Source organism: Bradyrhizobium sp. 956_D2_N1_4 (assembly GCF_052076025.1).
Lineage (GTDB): Bacteria > Pseudomonadota > Alphaproteobacteria > Rhizobiales > Xanthobacteraceae > Bradyrhizobium > Bradyrhizobium barranii.
Genome location: NZ_CP197237.1, coordinates 6506392 through 6522776, shown reverse-complemented (window position 1 = coordinate 6522776; position 16385 = coordinate 6506392). Strand labels below are relative to the sequence as shown.

Below are 16385 nucleotides of genomic sequence, written 5' to 3'. Positions count from 1 at the left end.
CCTATCGATGAACCGCCGCCGCTTCATGACGCTGACAGGATCGGCGCTCGCGACGCTCGGGGGCGGACATGCCCTGGCCCAGGGCCAAAAGCGGCTTGAACTCAATCCAACGGAGTTTCGGCCGATCCCGATCGCGATCTCCAACTTCGTGCCGGGCTCGCCCGCCGACGGCGACGTCAGCAACGGCGTCACCCAGGTCATCACCAACAATCTGAAGCGGTCGGGCCTGTTCGCACCGATCGACCAGGCCGCTTTCATCGAGCGCATCAGCAACATCGACGTCGCGCCGCAATTCCAGAACTGGAAGACCATCAACGCCCAGGCCCTCGTCACCGGCCGCATGACGCGGGGGCAGGACGGAAGGCTCAAGGCGGAATTCCGCCTGTGGGACGTCATCACGGGCCAGCAGCTTGCGGGCCAGCAATATTTCACCTCGCCGGAATATTGGCGCCGTATCGCCCACATCATCTCCGACCAGATCTATGAGCAGATGACCGGCGAAAAGGGCTATTTCGACAGCCGCGTGGTGTTCGTAGACGAGACCGGTCCAAAGGAGCGTCGCGTCAAGCGGCTCGCGATGATGGACCAGGACGGCGCCAATGTGCGCTATCTGACCCGCGGCTCCGACCTCGTGCTGACGCCGCGCTTCTCGCCGAACTCGCAAGAGATCACCTACATGGAGTTCGGCCAGGGCGATCCGAAGGTCTATCTCTTCAACATCGAGACCGGCCAGCGCGAGATCGTCGGCAATTTCCCCGGCATGACCTTCGCGCCGCGCTTCTCGCCGGATGGCCAGCGCGTCATCATGAGCTTGCAGCAGGGCGGCAATTCGAACCTGTTCGTGATGGATCTGCGCTCGCGCTCGACCACGCGCCTCACCGACACGCCGGCGATCGATACCTCTCCGTCTTACTCACCGGACGGCACCCGCATCTGCTTCGAATCCGATCGCGGCGGTAGGTCGCAGATCTATGTGATGGCCGCGGGCGGCGGACAGGCGCAGCGCATCTCCTTCTCCAAGGACGACACCAACGCCACCTATTCGACGCCGGTGTGGTCGCCGCGTGGCGATTACATCGCCTTCACCAGGCAGGGCGGCGGGCAGTTCTCGATCGGCGTCATGAAGCCGGACGGCTCCGGCGAGCGTCTGCTCACCTCGGGCTATCACAACGAAGGGCCGACCTTCTCGCCGAACGGCCGCGTGCTGATGTTCTTCCGCGATCCCGGCGGCAGCGGCGGGCCGTCGCTGTTCTCCGTCGACATCTCCGGCCGCAACGAGCTCAAGGTGCCGACGCCGGGCTTCGCCTCCGACCCGGCATGGTCGCCGCTGCTGTCCTCGACACCCGGCTAGAACGCTTGCGAGCGAAGCGGATACAGGTTCGCGTGAAACATCGGGGCTAAGACATTGCGCGTTCAGACGCGCGATGTTTTCGAAAAAACATGCCGATTTTTTCGGGGTTTGGTGCAGGACGCAAGCTTTCCTTCACCTTGTGCCCGGCAACGCTTGCCTAGTTGCTTGATATTTCAGCGGAAACATGTTCGCTATTGCCGAAAAACAACTCGACTTTAACGATGTTCCCTCAGAAAGGCTTCATCAGGTCTGGGTAAAAGTACGCGCCAAACAGGACGCGTAACAAGCCGATGCAGCTGGCCGACCAGAAGCAGAGCGATCGAGACGAGCTGGAGCCGATACTCTACGCCGCTCTCATCAACTCTATGGTGCAGAATTTCTGGGCGATTTTCCTGGGCTCGGCCTCCGCGGCCGTGGCCGCGGTCATGACTGCGCTGAAGACAGGCGATGTCTGGCTGTGGCCGCTCGCATTTCTGCTGATCGCGATCGGCACTGCGCGCGCGTTCCAGATGCGCGGATACGAAAACCGCACGCACCCACTGTCGTTCGAGGAAGCCAAGCACCTGGAGCCGCGCTACTGGCTCGGCGCGCTCAGCTATGCGGCGGTGCTCGGCCTGTGGTCCTTCGTCGTCATCTACAACAATGACGATCCGATTGCCGACATGCTCTGTGTCGCCATCGGAATCGGCTACACCGCGGGCGGCGCCGCCCGCAATTACGGCCAGCCCCGGGTGATCCAGTGGCACGTCGCGCTCGCCTGCGCACCGATGTCGCTCGCGCTGCTGCTGCATGGCGGCTTCTACCACATCGGGCTCGCCGTCCTGCTCGTGTTCTTCTTCGTCGGGCTGAAGAACATCAATCTCAGCCTGCATGCGATCTTCGTCAAGGCGCTGACCTCGAGCTTTCGTGAGTCCGCGCTGGCAAGCCAGTTCGACACCGCGCTCAACAACATGCCGCATGGCCTGTGCATGTTTCGCGCCGACGGCCGCCTTGCGGTGATGAACCATCGCTTCGGCGAGCTGATGGCGTTGCCCGAAGATCTGGTCAAGCGTGGCGCCACCGCTGCCGACATCGTATCGGCCTGTATCGCCGCCGGCTCCATCTCGGCGGAGAGCGGCAAGCAGATCCTGGCCGAGATCGAGCATGCGCGGATCTGCGAGATCGTCACCACCGACCCGGATTCCTCTCGCGGCCGCGCGCTCGCCTGGACGTTCCAGCCGATGACCGGCGGCGGCACGGTGCTGCTGCTGGAAGACATCACCGAGCGTACCAACGCGGAAGCCCGGATCACCCATCTCGCCCGCTATGACGAGCTCACGGCGCTGCCCAACCGGGTCTCGTTCCGCGACGAGATCGAACGGTTGCTGGCGATCTCGCACGACGCCGAGCGCCTCTCGGCGCTGCTGTTCGTCGATCTCGACCAGTTCAAGCAGGTCAACGACACGCTCGGCCATCCCTGCGGCGACCAGCTCCTGTGCGCGGTCGCCAACCGCCTGCGCGAGATGCTGCGTCCCGAGGATTTCGTCGCCCGCTTCGGCGGCGACGAGTTCGTCGTGTTCCAGCAGAACATCAGCTCGGCCGAGGATGCCGCGAGCCTCGCCCGCCGCATCGTCGAACGCCTGAGCGAGCGCTACCGCATCGACAATCATCTGGTCGAGATCGGCGCCAGCGTCGGCATCGCGCTGACCTCGCCGGACGGCGACGTCAGGGCCGACACGCTGCTCAAGAACGCCGACATGGCGCTCTATCGCGCCAAGGCCGACGGCCGCGGCACCTTCTGCTTCTTCCGCGACGAGATGGCGGCCACCGTCGAGGCCCGCCGCATCCTCGAGCTCGACCTGCGCAAGGCGCTGGCCAACGAGGAGTTCGAGCTGTTCTACCAGCCGCTGGTCAATCTGAAGTCCGGCAAGATCACGACCTGCGAGGCGCTGCTGCGCTGGAATCATCCGGTACGCGGCACGGTCTCGCCGGTCGACATCATCCCGGTCGCCGAGGACATGGGGCTGATCGTCGATCTCGGCCGCTGGATCCTGCGCCGCGCCTGCATGGAATGCATGAAGTGGCCCGACGGCGTCAGCGTCGCAGTGAACTTCTCGCCGCAGCAATTCCACCAGCGCGACGTGCTCAGCGAAATCCGCTACGCGCTCGAGGTCTCGGGGCTGCCGGCCCACCGGCTGGAGATCGAGATCACGGAGTCCTCGCTGCTTCGTAACACCCAGCTCACCCACGACACGCTGTCGCAACTGCATGCGCTCGGCGTGCGCATCTCGCTCGACGATTTCGGCACCGGCTATTCCAGCCTCAGCTATCTGCACAATTTCCCGATGCAGAAGGTGAAGATCGACCGCTCCTTCCTCGAGGGCATCGACACCGACCGGCCGCTGACGCTGCTGCGTGGCGTGGCGCGGCTGTCGGCCGACCTCGGCATGGCCGTGGTGGTCGAGGGCATCGAGACCAATGAGCAGCTCGAGCTGATCAGCGCAGACGGCACCGTCTCCGAGGCGCAAGGCTATCTGTTCAGCCGTCCGGTGCCCGCCGTGCGGATGCGCCAGCTCCTCAACGCCTCGCATGGACGGCGCGGCGAGGGCCTGCTCCAGGTTGTCAGCTCACGCTCCTTCGCCTGAGTCCACATCCAGAAATTGCACGTCGTTTCAGGCAGTTGCTGAACCGACCGTAGTGCTACGGGGGTTAACCCTATCGCGTCGATTGCTTTGCATCGTCGTTAAGGAGGTGTTAATAAATCGTCACGCGCGCGCAAGTTGTTCAGCGGCAAATGGCCCAGGTTCGCGTGGTGTTGTTGGTGGTGGGTAAGGAGTTCGAATGCAGTCCTCAGCCAGATCTGTCATTTCGGCTGTTGGACGGGGAGCGGAGCTTCTGACCGACGTCGACTATCATCTCGCGGCGACGGACGCGGAGAAGGAGCAAATCTACAACCTCCGCTACCGCGCCTATCTGCGCGAGGGTGCCGTCAGGGAATCCGCGGAAGCCCGCGTCACCGACCGCTACGACGAGCTGCCGAACGCGTGGACCTTCGGCGTCTATCTCCGTGGCCAGCTCTGCAGCTCCGTGCGCATCAGCGTGCTGACTTCGGAATGGCGCGAGTCCACCTCGGCCGACGTCTTCCCCGACATCCTGCTGCCGCGGCTCGATCGCGGCGAGGTCATGATCGACCCGACCCGCTTTGTCGCCGATCCCGACCAGGTGAAGCGGGTTCCGGAATTGCCCTATCTGACGACCCGGCTCGCCTACATGGCGTGCGAGCACTTCAATGCCGATCTCGGCCTCGCCATCGTGCGTCCCGAGCATCAGGCCTTCTACCGGCGGGTGTTCCTGCACGAGACGATCGCCGAGCCCCGCCTGGTGCCGGGTCTCACCAAGCCCTTCGGACTGATGGCAGCGGATTTCCCGACCTTCCGGAAGAAGGTGTTCGAGCGCTATCCGATCATGCGCTCCACCGCCTTCGAGCGGCGGATGCTGTTTGGGCGCGGCGGGCAGCGCGAGATCCCGCAGCGGTCGTCACTGGTGCCGGAAGCCGCTCACGTCTGATTGCCTGCCGTCACCGCCTCGAGCCGCCGCGCGCCTTTCGGCCGGGGCTCCGTTCATCCCCATCATCGTCCGAGCCCAAAATTCCAGCAAAAGCCTGCACTTTTGCCGGTTGCTGCAGGTTGCTTCACCCTCGCGCCACATTTAGAACCCATTAACCATGACGGTTGCTTTTCGCGGTTTGGGGGCATTTGACCGGCTGAAGCAAGGTTCCATCAAGGTTGACGGAACGTTCGCTTAACCAACCCCCTGTAGACCGGACAGCAGTGGACGAACGTGAGCGTGGAGGCTCCGGAATGAAATACCCTATGCGTATCCTCCAGGGATTGAAGCTGGCTGCGGTGGTTGCGATCGCGCTGTCGATGGGCGCATGCGCGAACAAGAACGCAGCGACGGATGCGATGGCCAATGCTGCGACGCCTGGCAGCCAGCAGGATTTCGTCGTTAACGTGGGCGACCGCGTGTTCTTCGAGAGCGACCAGACCGATCTGACGCCGCAGGCGATCGTGACCCTGGAGAAGCAGGCTCAGTGGCTCCAGAACTATCGGCAGTACAGCTTCACCATTGAGGGGCATGCCGACGAGCGCGGCACCCGCGAATACAACATCGCACTCGGCGCCCGCCGCGCCCAGTCGGTGCGTTCGTTCCTCGCCTCGCGCGGCATCGATCCGAACCGCATGCGCACGATCTCCTACGGCAAGGAGCGGCCGGTCGCTGTCTGTAACGATATTTCCTGCTGGTCGCAGAACCGTCGCGCCGTCACCGTGCTGAACGCGAGCTCCTGACGATCAGTCAGGCGCCGTTCATCTTCAGGAACCGATTATGCCGGCGCCCTCTCGGGCGCCGGTTTTGTTTCAGCCATCTGTGACCGAAACCCCGTGGTGCCAGTCACATTTTTGGCGTACTGCCTTTCAATGTGTGGCGCGTCGCAGGTTCCGTCGCAGATTTCGTTTTCGTCGTCAGGGCAAGATGTCATCCAGATCCAAGGTCTTTACCGGCACCGTGGCAATCGCCGCGCTGTTCTCTTTGTGCTCGCCCGCACTGGCGCAGTCGGACGACGACCCCGAGATGCGGATCGAGCGGCTGGAGAACCAGCTGCGCCAGCTCACCGGCCAGAACGAGGAGCTGCAATACCGCAACCGCCAGCTCGAAGAGCGGCTGCGGGCGCTCGAGGGCGGCGCGCAAGCCGCGCCCGGACAGGTGCCGGTGCAGCCCTCTGTCGCGGCCGTACCGCCTGCGCAGTCCGCGCCGGCCTACCGCCAGCAGCAACAGGCTCAGCCGAATTACGAGCAGCCGCAGATCGCTGCTCCCGCGCCGATCGTTCAGGAGCAGCCGGCGCCCGGTGCGCCCGGCGTGCGCCGCCGCGGTGATTCCTTCGATCCGAACCAGAACCCGAATGCGCCCGGCGCGCCGCGCGCGCTTGGTGGCGGGCAGCAGCCGATGGCGGCAGGCGCCCCTGGCGGCGGGCGCGCTGCCGGCGAGCCGCTCGATCTCGCCAACACCAGCCCGCGCTACCAGCAAGGCGTGCCGCCGGCAGCCCAGCCCGGCTATCCGCCGGCACAATCGGGCTATCCAGCGCCATCGGGCGGCACCGGCCTGACGACCCTGCCGCCCTCGGCAACGCCGCGCGACGAGTTCGACCTCGGCATCGGCTACATGCAGCGCAAGGACTATGCGCTGGCCGAGCAGACCATGAAGAATTTTGCGCAGAAACATCCGAGCGATCCGCTGCTCGGCGACGCGCAATACTGGCTCGGCGAAAGCTATTTCCAGCGCCAGCAATATCGCGACTCCGCGGAAGCCTTCCTCGCCGTCACCACCAAATACGACAAGTCCGCCAAGGCGCCGGATGCCCTGCTGCGGCTCGGCCAGTCGCTGGCCGCGCTGAAGGAGAAAGAGGCCGCCTGCGCCGCCTTCGGCGAGGTCGGCCGCAAATATCCGCGCGCCTCCGCCGGCGTCAAATCCGCCGTCGATCGCGAGCAGAAGCGGGTGAAGTGCTGACGCATGGCATTTGCGCCCTGACAATGCGGATCGCGCCGCGCTAAATAGTCTGGCGATGGCCTGGGCAGCGTCATGTCGGACGACGACAACTCACCGATCTCGGCACGCGCGGCGAAGCAGCTCTTCGCCGAGCTCAGAAGCGCGCCGGCGCTGGTGCTCGCGGTCTCCGGCGGACCTGACTCGGTCGCGCTGATGTGGCTCGCCGCGCGCTGGAAGCGCGGCCTGGCACGCGGTCCGCAACTGACCGTCGTCACCGTCGATCACGGCCTGCGCCCGGAGGCGGCGCGCGAGGCGCGCGAGGTCAAGCGGCTGGCGGCCGAACTCGGGCTGGCGCACCGGACCCTGCGCTGGCGCGGCGCGAAGCCGGACACGGGACTGCCTGCCGCTGCACGCGAAGCCCGCTACCGCCTGCTTGCGCAGGCCGCGCGCAACGCCGGCGCGAGCCATGTGCTGACCGCCCACACCCGCGACGATCAGGCCGAGACCCTGTTGATGCGCCTTGTCCGCGGCAGCGGGCTTGCCGGGCTGTCGGCGATGGCGCGCCTCACGGAGCGCGACGGCGTCGTGCTGGTGCGTCCGCTGCTCGATGTCCCGAAGTCGCAGCTGATCGCGACCTTGAGGCGGGCGAAGATCGGATTTGCCGATGATCCCACCAATCGCGACACCGCCTTCACCCGGCCGCGGCTGCGCGCGCTGCTGCCGCAACTCGCGGCCGAGGGGGGCGACAGCAGGAGCCTGGCGCGGCTCGCAGGCAGGCTGGCGCGCGCCAATGCGGCGGTCGACGTGCTGGTCGATGGCGCCGAACGCTTCCTTCAGCTTCGGGCGCGCGGCGATGCGCCGCAGGCGGGCGTTCGCAGCTTCGAGGCCTCGGCATTCGCCAATCTGCCCGAGGAGGTCCGGCTGCGGCTCCTGCTGCGGGCCGTCAATGCCCTTGGTCATGAGGGGCCGGCGGAACTCGGTAAGGTCGAGACTCTCCTGGCGGCGCTCGATCAGGCCATAGCTGCAAGTTTGGCTGCAAGCCCCCGCGCAGCCGCAAATGGCCGGCCGTTCCTGAAGCAGACCCTTGCGGGAGCCTTGATCAGCCTTGCCGGGGGGCGTATCCACATCGCACCGGCGCCCGCCCGGCGGTCCAAGGGACGGATGAGGGCGGATCAGGGCGGATCATGACACCGGCCGTTTCGGCCGCGTGCCGTCAGGACACCTTAACCAGGCAGGAAAAACCCCGGGCAGATCGCCATTATTTCAGCGGGAATCGCTCTAAGATGGGATAAATAGTCCCATCTCGTTCCCTTGGCAGCGACCGGGGCGGCACCTAAATTGTATCCGTCTAACCAAGAGGATTCCTTGGGGATTTCCTCGCACTGACAAAGTAACTGCTACCGCCCAAGGATCAGGCCGCGATCCGCGCGACCATGAAGGAAGATCGATGAACGCCAATCTGCGCAATTTCGCCCTCTGGGTCATCATTGTCTTGCTGCTGTTGGCGTTGTTCACGCTCTTCCAGAATCCGGGTCAGCGCGCCTCCTCGCAGGACATCGCCTTCTCCCAGCTCTTGAGCGAAGTTGACCGCGGCAATGTGCGCGATGTCGTGATCCAGGGGCCGGATATCCACGGCACCTTCACCAATGGCTCAAGCTTCCAGACCTATGCGCCGAACGATCCGACGCTGGTGAAGCGCCTCTATGACAGCAAGGTCCAGATCACCGCGAAGCCGCCCGGCGACAACGTGCCGTGGTTCGTCTCGCTGCTGGTCTCCTGGCTGCCCTTCATCGCGCTGATCGGCGTGTGGATCTTCCTGTCGCGTCAGATGCAGGGCGGCGCCGGCAAGGCGATGGGCTTCGGCAAGTCGCGGGCCAAGATGCTGACGGAGGCCCATGGCCGCGTCACCTTCGAGGACGTCGCCGGCGTGGACGAAGCCAAGCAGGACCTGCAGGAGATCGTCGAATTCCTCCGCGACCCCGGCAAATTCCAGCGCCTCGGCGGCCGGATTCCGCGCGGCGTGCTGCTGGTCGGCCCTCCCGGCACCGGTAAGACCCTGATCGCGCGTGCGGTCGCGGGCGAAGCCAACGTGCCGTTCTTCACCATCTCGGGTTCCGACTTCGTCGAAATGTTCGTCGGCGTCGGTGCTTCCCGCGTCCGCGACATGTTCGAGCAGGCCAAGAAGAATGCGCCCTGCATCATCTTCATCGACGAAATCGACGCCGTCGGTCGTCACCGTGGCGCCGGTCTCGGCGGCGGCAATGACGAGCGCGAGCAGACGCTGAACCAGCTGCTGGTCGAGATGGACGGCTTCGAGGCCAACGAGGGCGTGATCCTGATCGCCGCGACCAACCGTCCCGACGTGCTCGATCCCGCGCTGCTGCGTCCGGGCCGCTTCGACCGTCAGGTCGTGGTGCCCAATCCCGACGTCGTCGGCCGCGAGCAGATCCTCAAGGTTCACGTCCGCAAGGTGCCGCTGGCGCCGGATATCAACCTCAAGACCATCGCGCGCGGCACCCCGGGCTTCTCCGGCGCCGACCTGATGAACCTCGTCAACGAAGCCGCCCTGACCGCCGCCCGCCGCAACAAGCGGATGGTGACGCAGGCCGAGTTCGAAGAGGCCAAGGACAAGGTGATGATGGGTGCCGAGCGCAAGTCGCTCGTCATGACCGAGGAAGAGAAGCTGCTGACGGCCTATCACGAGGGCGGCCACGCCATCGTCGGCCTCAACGTCGTCGCGACCGATCCGATCCACAAGGCGACCATCATTCCGCGCGGCCGTGCGCTGGGTATGGTCATGCAGCTACCCGAACGCGACAAGCTGTCGATGTCGCTGGAGCAGATGACCTCGCGCCTCGCCATCATGATGGGTGGCCGCGTCGCCGAAGAGCTGATCTTCGGCCGTGAGAAGGTGACGTCGGGTGCGTCCTCCGACATCGAGCAGGCTACGCGCCTCGCCCGCATGATGGTGACGCGTTGGGGCCTGTCCGAGGCGCTCGGCACCGTGTCCTATGGCGAGAACCAGGACGAGGTTTTCCTGGGCATGTCGGTGTCGCGCACCCAGAACGCATCGGAGGCGACGGTCCAGAAGATCGACACCGAGATCCGGCGTTTCGTGGAAGAGGGCTACAACGAAGCGACCCGCATTCTCACCGAGAAGCGTGCCGACCTCGAAGCTCTCGCCAAGGGCCTGCTCGAGTTCGAGACGCTCTCCGGCGACGAGATCATCGACCTGCTCAAGGGCAAGAAGCCGAACCGCGAGTCCGTGCTCGAGCCGGCTACGCCGCGCGCCTCCGCCGTGCCCCCGGCCGGCAAGTCCCGCCCGCGGCCCGATCCGGATCCCGGCCTGGAGCCCCAGCCGCAGGCGTAATCGAGAAGCGGCAGATCGAATTGAAAAGCGCGGCGGAAACGTCGCGTTTTTTGTTGGCCCCGTCATTGCGAGCGTAGCGAAGCAATCCAGAATCTTTCCGCAGTGGCAGTCTGGATTGCTTCGCTACGCTCGCAATGACGATGCTGATGCTGTTGGGCTCGCAATGACTTGGCGTCGCTTCGTAGGGTGGGCAAAGGCGCTTTAGCGCCGTGCCCACCGTCTCTCGGCAATCGCGATAGACGTGGTGGGCACGCTGCGCTTTGCCCACCCTACAATCCTCTCATTTCGGCGATGTGCGCGACTTCTCACCCTCCAGAAAATGCAGCACGTCGTCGCTGAACTGCTCGGGATCCTGCAGGAACGAGAAGTGACTGACCTCCGGCTGGATCAGCAGGCCGGCGCCCGGAATGTTCGCCGCCATGAATTCGGTGTTCTCGCGCTTGATCGCCTCGTCGTGGTCGCCGTCCACGATCCAGGTCGGGACCTTGATCGTCGCGAGATCCGACGCCGTCCATTTCGGCTGGCTCTCCCACATTTTAGTGATCTCGGCGACGAAGCTCTTGTACTCGGTCGGGGTCGGCGAGAGGCGCTTGTACTCCTCGCCGGCTCTTGCGATGTAGGCGTTGAAGACGTCGCTCGACGCGATGTCCGCAACGCCTGACGGATCCGAGTTCGCCGCGAAGGCAAACAGCTTGCTCACGCGCTCCGGATGCTTCATCGCGATGTCGAGGCCGATGATCGCGCCGTCGCTCCAGCCGACGATCGCAGCTTTCCTGATCTTCAGGTGATCGAGCAGGGCGACCACGTCCGAGGCCATCAGATCGTAGCCATAGGGCTCCTGATTGCGGCTGCTGCGCCCATGCCCGCGGCTGTCCATGACGATGACCTGATAGTGCCGTTGCAGCGCGCGGACCTGGCGGCCCCAATAGTTGGCGTTGGCGAGGCCGCCATGGAGCAACAGGACGGGCTCGCCACGGCCGAAAATTGCGTACCAGACCTTGATGCCGTTGACGGGCGCGAAGCCGCTCTGCGTCGCCCTGGGCAGTGTCGGCGTCGGCGGCAGGTTCAGCCATTGCGGTGCCGCATGTGCCGCGCTGATCGCGACCGTGACGACAAGCGCGGCGAGAAGATTGCGAAACATGATGATACGCCCTCCTGTTCGACCGGATATTAGCGCACGGCAAGTTGGGGGCGTCACGTCGCAACACGGTCCACCACCGAGACGTGAAGCCTCGTGATCTCCATTGCCGGGCAGACGATGTCGATGCCACAATGCAACGCCCGGGCTCAAATGGGGCGCGCGCTCGGTCTGACTTGTGTCATCGCAACGCCTGCGATCGCGAGCAGCCCGCCGGCGATCAACTTCGGGGTCATGCGCTCGCCAAGGAACAGCACGCTCGACGTCAAGGCGAACACCGGAAGCAGCAGACCGAAGGGCGCGACGCGGCCCATGGAGCAGCGGGCGATCAGCCAGAACCAGAGGCCGAACCCGACAATTCCGCCGATGAAAATCGTGTAGGCGAGCGCCAGCCAGCCGCGTCCATCCGCCGTGACGAGGCTCGCCAGTTGTCCGTATTCGAGCAGCAGCGACATCAACATGACCTGCGGCACCGTGTACAGCGACGACCACCCCATCAGCATCAGGGGATCGAAAGGGCCGTAGCGTTTCGTCAGGACGTTGGACACCGCGAATGCGAAGGCCGCCCCGACCACCAGCAGCAGCGAAAGCCCGTTGGCCGACAGGCCAGGCTCCGCTGCCAGCACGACAACGCCGCCGAATGCGAGCAGCACGCCGGCGGACGTGGTGAGGGACGGCCGCTCGGCGAGCAACGGCCAGGCCAGCAGGACGGTGAAGGGCGTGGCGAGCTGATACGCGACGGCCGACATGCTTCCCGAGCCGAGCCCAAGACCGACATAGAACAGCCCGAAGTTCAGACCGCCCAGGAAGATCGAAATGGCTGCGACAGGGCCGAGCTGCTGGCGCGTGGGCCTTTTCACGAACGGAACGAGCAGCAGCGCGATGGCCAGGAAGCGCAGCGCGAGGAAGAACAGCGGCGGAAACTCCGCAACGCCCACCTTGATGGCCACGAACTGATAGCCCCAGAGCAGGGGAACGGCTACCGCGCACACGATCTGAATGGCAGACATGGCATCTTTCCTTTCAAGACCGATTGGTCCAGATATTGACGCACCAAGTGCGGAGGCGTCCGAGATTAGGCGACCTGATTGGCTTGCTACCTGACGAACCGATCGAGCAGAGCGTCAGCGGTGGCTTGCGATGTGGCCCGCGCCGGCGCCGTCTTGCCGACCACGCGCAGCCCCTCGACGAAACAGACCAGAATTTTGGCGGCACTCGCGGGATCGACACCGTCGGCCAGCTTGCCCGCCATCTTCGCACGGGACAGCGCATCGGCCACCCGGGCCTCCATGGCCCTGAAGAAGCTCGCGACGCGGCGACCAATCTCGGCATCCTGGCCGGCCAGCTCCATGGCCGTGGCCACCAGCAGGCAGCCGCGCCGGCCGTTGGCGCCGCTGGTGCGGTCGACATAGCCGGCAAGATAGGCCCGCAGGGCGTCGAGCGGCTCCCTGCGGGGAGCGAGCTCGACATCCATCCGTGTCACGGCATCGGCAATGTAGCGATCGAGCGCGCGCAGGAAGAGCGAGTGCTTGTCGCCGAACGCGGCGTAAAGGCTGCCACGCGAGAGTTTCGTGGCCCGAAGCAGGTCCGGCAGCGCCGTGGCGTGATAGCCGCGCGACCAGAACACCCCCATCGCGCGTTCGACCGCGGCGTCCACGTCGAAGCTTCGGGGGCGGCCACGGGGCAACTGCACTGGGGTTTGGCGGCTCATGATCGATATATAGACCGATCGGTCTTTAAATCGCAAGTGCCCGCTTCGGGGCGAAAGCCGGCGTCAGCCTCGAACGCCGAAATGGCTGCTCAGGCCCAGTTGCAGACATTCGACAGCCGTGTGACCATGGCGGCCGTTGTTGCAGCCTACGATCGAGAAATTCCAAAAGGAGACGGTTGGCTGAGACAAAGGCTCCGCGAGATCGACGAGTAATCGAGGCCCGACGGAGGGCATGTATTTGAGAAATTCAAGCAACGCTGCGCGTCTTGGCGAAGGTGCAATCCAGATCGGCGGTCGATCACTGGCTTACCTTCAGGTCGGCGACCCGAACGGTCCGCTCGTACTTCACAATCATGGCGGACCATCGAGCCGGCTGGAAGCCAAGGTTTTTGCGTCTCACGCGCACAAACTTGGTTTGAGATTTGTGTGCGTGGACCGTCCAGGCCAAGGCAAATCAGATCCTCAACACGGTCGCACCTTCGCAGGCTGGGCCGCAGACCTGGAAGCGATTGCCAACGCCTTTGAGACCGATCGCTTTGCGGTCACAGGCTGGTCCGAGGGTGGTCCTTGGGCGCTCGCGGCAGCGGCGTACCTCGATCCCGCGAAGCTGATACACGTGACCAGCATCGCTCCCGGATCCTACGGCGCATTCGGTACGAACTGGGCAGCGAAGGATCTGTCCTCGACCGACGCCATGGGCGGGTTCCTTGCACTGCATTTCCGGCCGGGTTTCCAGCTGATGTATGACCTGATCGATCTCGCTGCGACGCGGTTTCCGGAGCAGTACAAGAAGGCATTGCTGAAGGCGAGCTGCCCCGCTGACCTCGCGGCGCTTGCTGATGACGATGTGCTGAGTGCCATCGTGGAGTCTGGACGCGAGTGTTTCCGGCAAGGCGTTGACGGTCTCGTGACCGATGCGCAGATGCTCTATCAACAGTGGCCATTCGACGTCACGGCGATCCATAGACCGGTTCATCTGTGGCAAGGCAGCGCCGATACGTTTGTGCCTTACGCAGTGAATAAACCACTGGGTGAGCGGATGCCTGGAGCGGTATGGCACGAAGTCGCTGAAGGCGGGCACTTTATCGCGAGTTCACATGCCGCCGAAATATTGGCGGTCGTTGCCAACGATCTGGCAGCAACGGCGTGATTTCGGTCTCCCATCGTCCCGATGGGTATGTCCGCTTTGGAATGCGAAGAACGCAGAGTGAGTAAAGTCAGTCCGCTCTACCCCACCAAGCGGACCTCAATGAAAGGTGTCGCCATTTCGCTGATGGGCCAGGAGCGGAAGTTGCGGCTCTCACTCTCTTGCCGCACCGTGGCCGTAGAGGTCATTCGGGCAGCCCGGCTCGCCGCAACCCTTCCTCGTATCGAGCGAGATCTTCGGCGCGCCGATAGGGGCCGAGCACGCTTTTGAGATTGGAGACACGCACCGAAGGATTCAATTGCCGCAGCCGAGCCACCGCCTTTTGTGCCTGCTCCAGTCGTCCGGCCATTGCCTTGCTTGCGGCGTCCATACGTAACGCAGGTTGAAAGTCCGGATTGTCCTGCAACGCCATTGCCGCCCACGATGCCGCGTCGCCATAGTGGCCCAGGAAGAAATGGGCATGCGAGGTCCCAGTTCGCACCCCGCTCATAAACGGATCAAGCGGGTTGAGGCGGATGGCACGGGCGAAGCGCTCGATTGCCGTTTCCGGCTCGCCTAGCCAGTTCTTCACCCAGCCACTCCAAAACCATGCCTCGGCCCAATTGGAATTGAACACGAGCGCGCGATCGATCAAGGCGGCGCCTCCCCCGAGATCGAGTAAAACAAACGCTGATACATATCCGCTCGCCGCGAGGGCGATCACGTCGTCTTTTCCCAGCTCAACCGCTCTCTGAACGAGCTTTTCTACTTTGGCAGTCTCGCTCGGTGTGACTGAAATCCAGCCATTGGTCTTGGCAAAGGTGTAGCAAAGGGCGGCACGACCGTAAGCTGACGCAAAACCTGGGTCGAGCTTGATCGCCCTGTTGAATAGGCGTAACGCCTCTTCGTTCGCTTGCCGGTTAGCAAACTGATAAGAGCTCGCCAAACCGCGTAAGTAGTGATCATAGGCATCAAGACTCTCGGTAGGCTTGCGTTTGGCGCGCTCGATCTCGGCTTTTTCAACCGCCGGTGCGATCGCTCCGACTATGCTCTCGGTGACCTGGTCCTGCAGGTCGAAGATGTCGGTGAGTCCACCGTCAAACCGGTCTGCCCAGAGATGTCCTCCCGTAGGGGTATCGACGAGCTGTCCCGTGATGCGCACCCGGTTTGCCGCCTTGCGAACGCTTCCTTCCAGCACATAGCGCACGCCAAGCTCGCGCCCCACTTGCTTGATGTCGACAGCGCGTCCCTTGTATGTGAAGCTCGAATTGCGGGCGATGACGAACAGCGCCTTGAAACGGGACAGCGCGGTGATGATGTCCTCCGCTATTCCGTCCGCGAAGTATTCCTGTTCGGGATCGCCTGACATGTTCTGGAACGGCAGCACGGCGATGGACGGCTTGTCGGGCAGCGCCAGAGCCTGGGTGGTCTCGACCGGCGACCTTTTCGAGATTGCCGCAGAACCGTCCGCGTTTATCCTCAATCGCCACGCGCGCATCGGCTCAACAATGTTCTTCAGGTTCTGCGGACCCATGTCCTCGAAGGCGATATCGACCTTGCCGCGGATTTGACGTTGCGTGTCCTCGGAGATGCAGATGCCGCCGGGTTCCGCGATGCCTTCAAGGCGGGCGGCGATATTGACGCCGTCCCCGAAGATATCATTTTCGTCGATTATGATGTCGCCGACGTGGATGCCGACGCGAAATTCGATCCGCTTGGCCTGCGGCACCGCGGCATTTTGCTCAACCATGCCGCGCTGCACCTCGATGGCGCATCGCGCTGCATCGACGGCGCTGGCGAACTCGACCAGCATGCCGTCGCCGGTCGTCTTGACGATCCGTCCGCGATGCGCGGCGATGGAGGGATCGAAAAGAGACTTTCTGGCGGCCTTGAGGCGAGCCAGCACGTCTTCTTCGTCCATACCCATCATGCGGCTGTATCCGGCAACATCCGCCGCCAGAATTGCCGCAAGCCTCCGTTCCACGCAATTGTCGGCCAAAACGGCCCCCGCGAGATCGGTAGATTCCGTCCCACGTATCAAAGCACAGGGTGTTCCTTTTGGGCTAGGGTCAATGTCAGGTCAGGGTCAAAATGCGAAGAACTCTGAGTGAGCAAAGTCAGTGCGCTCTACCCCACCAAGCGGACCTCAATGAAAGGCGTCGCCAC

At 63.9% G+C, this 16385-nt stretch carries 12 protein-coding genes; 8 read left to right on the top strand and 4 right to left on the bottom strand.

Features of this window, described 5'->3' with window-relative positions; all coding sequences use genetic code 11:
- The first annotated feature begins 7 nt into the window (after positions 1–7).
- The 7 genes from tolB to ftsH all read left to right on the top strand — a co-directional run bounded on the left by tolB (position 8) and on the right by ftsH (position 10244).
- The gene (gene tolB, locus AB7535_RS30850; protein WP_049807612.1) at positions 8–1351 is read left to right on the top strand and encodes a Tol-Pal system beta propeller repeat protein TolB; all 1344 of its coding nucleotides are present in this window, start codon (positions 8–10) and stop codon (positions 1349–1351) included.
- 290 nt (positions 1352–1641) lie between these two features.
- Positions 1642–3975: a putative bifunctional diguanylate cyclase/phosphodiesterase gene (locus AB7535_RS30845; protein ID WP_028152220.1), complete on the top strand. Its 2334-nt coding sequence runs from the start codon at positions 1642–1644 to the stop codon at positions 3973–3975.
- A 196-nt stretch (positions 3976–4171) separates the two neighbouring features.
- Complete coding sequence (locus tag AB7535_RS30840; RefSeq protein ID WP_063981096.1) at positions 4172–4897, top strand: N-acyl amino acid synthase FeeM domain-containing protein; 726 nt, start codon at positions 4172–4174, stop codon at positions 4895–4897.
- Between the two features lie 293 nt (positions 4898–5190).
- A complete protein-coding gene (gene pal / locus AB7535_RS30835) occupies positions 5191–5679 on the top strand; it encodes a peptidoglycan-associated lipoprotein Pal (RefSeq protein WP_028152222.1) in 489 nt (162 codons plus the stop codon).
- A gap of 184 nt (positions 5680–5863) precedes the next feature.
- Positions 5864–6895, top strand: a complete 1032-nt coding sequence (gene ybgF, locus AB7535_RS30830; RefSeq protein ID WP_208073019.1) for a tol-pal system protein YbgF — start codon at positions 5864–5866, stop codon at positions 6893–6895.
- Between the two features lie 72 nt (positions 6896–6967).
- On the top strand, positions 6968–8062 hold the full coding sequence (gene tilS / locus AB7535_RS30825; RefSeq protein WP_208073017.1) for a tRNA lysidine(34) synthetase TilS: 1095 nt from the start codon (positions 6968–6970) through the stop codon (positions 8060–8062).
- Between the two features lie 259 nt (positions 8063–8321).
- The gene (gene ftsH / locus AB7535_RS30820) at positions 8322–10244 is read left to right on the top strand and encodes an ATP-dependent zinc metalloprotease FtsH (protein ID WP_063981098.1); all 1923 of its coding nucleotides are present in this window, start codon (positions 8322–8324) and stop codon (positions 10242–10244) included.
- Between the two features lie 280 nt (positions 10245–10524).
- Here the strand turns inward: ftsH and AB7535_RS30815 are convergent, their stop codons facing one another.
- From AB7535_RS30815 to AB7535_RS30805, 3 genes are all read right to left on the bottom strand, one after another.
- A complete protein-coding gene (locus tag AB7535_RS30815; RefSeq protein WP_231143511.1) occupies positions 10525–11385 on the bottom strand; it encodes an alpha/beta fold hydrolase in 861 nt (286 codons plus the stop codon).
- A gap of 146 nt (positions 11386–11531) precedes the next feature.
- Positions 11532–12392, bottom strand: coding sequence for a DMT family transporter (locus AB7535_RS30810; protein WP_231143510.1), 861 nt, complete (start codon positions 12390–12392; stop codon positions 11532–11534).
- An 86-nt stretch (positions 12393–12478) separates the two neighbouring features.
- Positions 12479–13093, bottom strand: a complete 615-nt coding sequence (locus AB7535_RS30805) for a TetR/AcrR family transcriptional regulator (protein ID WP_231145415.1) — start codon at positions 13091–13093, stop codon at positions 12479–12481.
- A 232-nt stretch (positions 13094–13325) separates the two neighbouring features.
- On the opposite strand from AB7535_RS30805, the gene AB7535_RS30800 reads away from it, so the two are divergent.
- Positions 13326–14243 (top strand): alpha/beta fold hydrolase, encoded by a 918-nt coding sequence (locus AB7535_RS30800; RefSeq protein ID WP_231143509.1) that lies wholly within the window; start codon positions 13326–13328, stop codon positions 14241–14243.
- Positions 14244–14424: 181 nt separating this feature from the next.
- Here AB7535_RS30800 and AB7535_RS30795 read toward each other — a convergent pair whose 3' ends face one another.
- Entirely contained in the window at positions 14425–16218 is a 1794-nt protein-coding gene (locus tag AB7535_RS30795; protein ID WP_341850540.1) for an adenylate/guanylate cyclase domain-containing protein, read from the bottom strand.
- Positions 16219–16385: the final 167 nt, after the last annotated feature.